The organism is Bacillus nitratireducens, assembly GCF_036320425.1.
GTDB lineage: Bacteria > Bacillota > Bacilli > Bacillales > Bacillaceae_G > Bacillus_A > Bacillus_A nitratireducens.
Genome location: NZ_JAUMJO010000033.1, coordinates 1 through 2,824, shown reverse-complemented (window position 1 = coordinate 2,824; position 2,824 = coordinate 1). Strand labels below are relative to the sequence as shown.

Genomic DNA, 2,824 nt, shown 5'->3' with positions numbered 1-2,824 from the left:
CCCCATTGCCATCAACCTAAGAAAACAATTTACCCCCAAAACGAAAAAAATGACTTTGTTTTAAAGTTGCAAATGATTTTTGCTCTGAAGTATTTTTCTTTTTTAGTTGTTAGACGAGAATCATATATCTTAATGGGTTATTTTTAAAATAATAAAAAAATTCAGATATTTACACGGATACCAATAGGTGATATTATATAAAAAATAAATGCGATGAAGAGAAGAGTAAATAAAGTGAATTCTATACAGAGAACCCTGGTAGCTGAAAAAGGGTTAGAATATCTTTATTGAAGCAAGCCTCAGAGCAGCACGTCGGAACCTTTTAGGAGGGGGTGATGTGACGGGAGTTCCCGTTATAGAGCTAAGGTATAAGCATTTTTACATGACGTACCTGATAAGGTTAATATGGCGACATATTAATAAACTAGGGTGGCACCGCGATGATAAATCTCGTCCCTAAGACTTCAAGTCTTGGGGGTGGGATTTTTTTTGTTAAACAAGAAAGTAATAAAAATATACTTAGGAGTGAGATTGATGAATTTAAAAAGAATGAAAAAAACTGTTATGGCTCAAATATCAATTCAGGAATTAACTGTGAAAAATATTTATAAATGCCTAAACCTAAAGTTAGCAGAGAATCAAGTTGATCGAATTGCTCCTAATGTTTATTCCATTGCAGAGTCTAAGGTAGATCCCAGTTTTACACCGTACGCGATACATTTGGATGAGGAAGTTATAGGATTTGTGATGACGGAACATCATTCAAACGAGATTGAAGAGAGGAAGTATTGGATTCCTAGGTTTATGATAGATGTCTCTTATCAAAGAAAGGGATACGGGAAAGAGGCGATGAAACAAGTCATAGATATGCTCACAAAGAATGATGACTGTCATTATATTGGCCTTTCAACAGAGCCAGATAATTATTCGGCACTTCAATTCTATGAGTCACTTGGATTCGTGAACACAGGCGAGTTGTTAGAGGGAATTGAAGTTATTTTACTATTAAAAGTTAGACGGTAACCTTCACTAAATGCCCTAGCAGGAAAAATAAGTTATTTATCTAGGATGAAGTGACCAATACTCTTATTCAGCAAACGGGCGCGATTGTTTCACTCCTTATTTTTTATGATTTTTTACGATTTAGGTCTTGCTAAAATACTTATAGGGCTACCGCCACATTGCTATCAAGCTAGGATTTTTCACTATGCATCAAGTAAATAAAACGTTATCCTTTCTATAGAATTATAAGAAAGGATGGCGTTTTTTATGAATCTTTCGATTCTTGACGAACTTCAACCAATCGCTGAAGAATTACAACGATATATGTCTCCTGACGTTCTAGAACACCTAGCTAAAGAAAAAGGATTTGTTCAGCGAAAGAGTAAATATCAAGCAAAGGAGTTAGTTGCTTTATGTGTATGGCTCAGCCAGCAGGTTGCAAGTACATCACTCACACAATTATGTAGCTATCTTGAAGTATCTACAGGTGTTCTTATTAGCCCTGAAGGGCTTAACCAACGATTTAATGCTTCTGCGGTACAGTTTCTTGAACAAGTTCTAGCTAATCTTCTAACTCAAAGAAATTATTCCACAAAAGAAATAATTCACCAATATTCCACGACCTTTAAGCACATTCGGATTCTAGATTCTACAACATTTCAGCTTCCAGATACGTTTTCTTCACATTATCAAGGTTCAGGTGGAAGTAGCCATACGGCAGGAGTCAAAATTCAATTAGAGTATGATCTATTGAGTGGGAAGTTCCTGCACGTTTATGTAGGAGAAGGAAGAGAAAATGATAAAATCTTTGGTTCAACAACCCTGCAAACCATTCAATCAAAAGACTTGTATATAAGAGATTTAGGCTATTTCGATTTACATGATTTACAGGATATCCATGATAAAGGGGCTTACTATATCTCACGTTTGAAATTAAATTCCCGAATCTATCGTAAGAATGAGAAGCCAGAGTATTTTCAAAATGGGACTGTGAAGAAAGGGACACTTTATATTCAGTTAGATATGGAAGAACTTATGAATCAACTGTCTCCTGGCCAAACAATGGAGATTTCAGAAGCATACATTGGACAGTATCAAAAATTACCATCTCGTGTTATTATTCATCGATTAACAAAAGAACAAACAGAGAAAAGACTAAAGGAACAAGCTAAAAAAGAAAAGAAGAAAGGTATTATCTACAAAGAACGAAGTAAACGATTAAGTGGGATCAACGTGTATATTACAAATCTTTCTGTAGAAAATGTTCCAATGGAACATATCCATGACCTGTATTCATTGCGCTGGCAAATTGAAATTTTGTTCAAAACATGGAAATCTTTCTTTCAAATTGACAAGTGCAAAGAAATCAAAAAAGAACGCTTAGAATGCCATTTATACGGGCAACTCATTAGTATTTTACTCTGTTCATCGACAATGTTCAAAATGCGTCAGTTACTCTTAGACAAGAAAAAGAAAGAGTTAAGTGAATACAAATCCATCTATATGATAAAGAATTATTATCTATTGTTTTATGAGGGAATACTGAATGGAATCGATGAATTATTAAAAGTTTTGCTGCGTTTGTTTTACCTTTTAGAGAAAAACGGGAGAAAATCTCACCGGTACGAAAAGAAAACCGTCTTTGATATCTTAGGTGTTGTATATGACTATACGATGTCAAAAAGTTACAAGGTTGCATAGTGTTTTTTTAAACACCTAATTGATAGGTTTATTTGTTATGCACAACTTTAATAGAGTCGTAGAAATTCCAAAGAAGCACACTTGCATATACTTTCTTGGCACTCTTAGCTTGATGGCGATG

The 2,824-nt window shown here is 34.6% G+C and carries 2 protein-coding genes and 1 other annotated feature; both genes read left to right on the top strand.

Features of this window, described 5'->3' with window-relative positions; translation table 11 throughout:
• Window positions 1–204 precede the first annotated feature (204 nt).
• Window positions 205–461, top strand: a binding site (T-box leader).
• 73 nt (window positions 462–534) lie between these two features.
• Window positions 535–1,023 (top strand): GNAT family N-acetyltransferase, encoded by a 489-nt coding sequence (locus Q3V31_RS30565; protein WP_329767696.1) that lies wholly within the window; start codon window positions 535–537, stop codon window positions 1,021–1,023.
• A gap of 246 nt (window positions 1,024–1,269) precedes the next feature.
• The gene (locus Q3V31_RS30560; RefSeq protein WP_329767695.1) at window positions 1,270–2,703 is read left to right on the top strand and encodes an IS4 family transposase; all 1,434 of its coding nucleotides are present in this window, start codon (window positions 1,270–1,272) and stop codon (window positions 2,701–2,703) included.
• The last annotated feature ends 121 nt before the right edge of the window (window positions 2,704–2,824 follow it).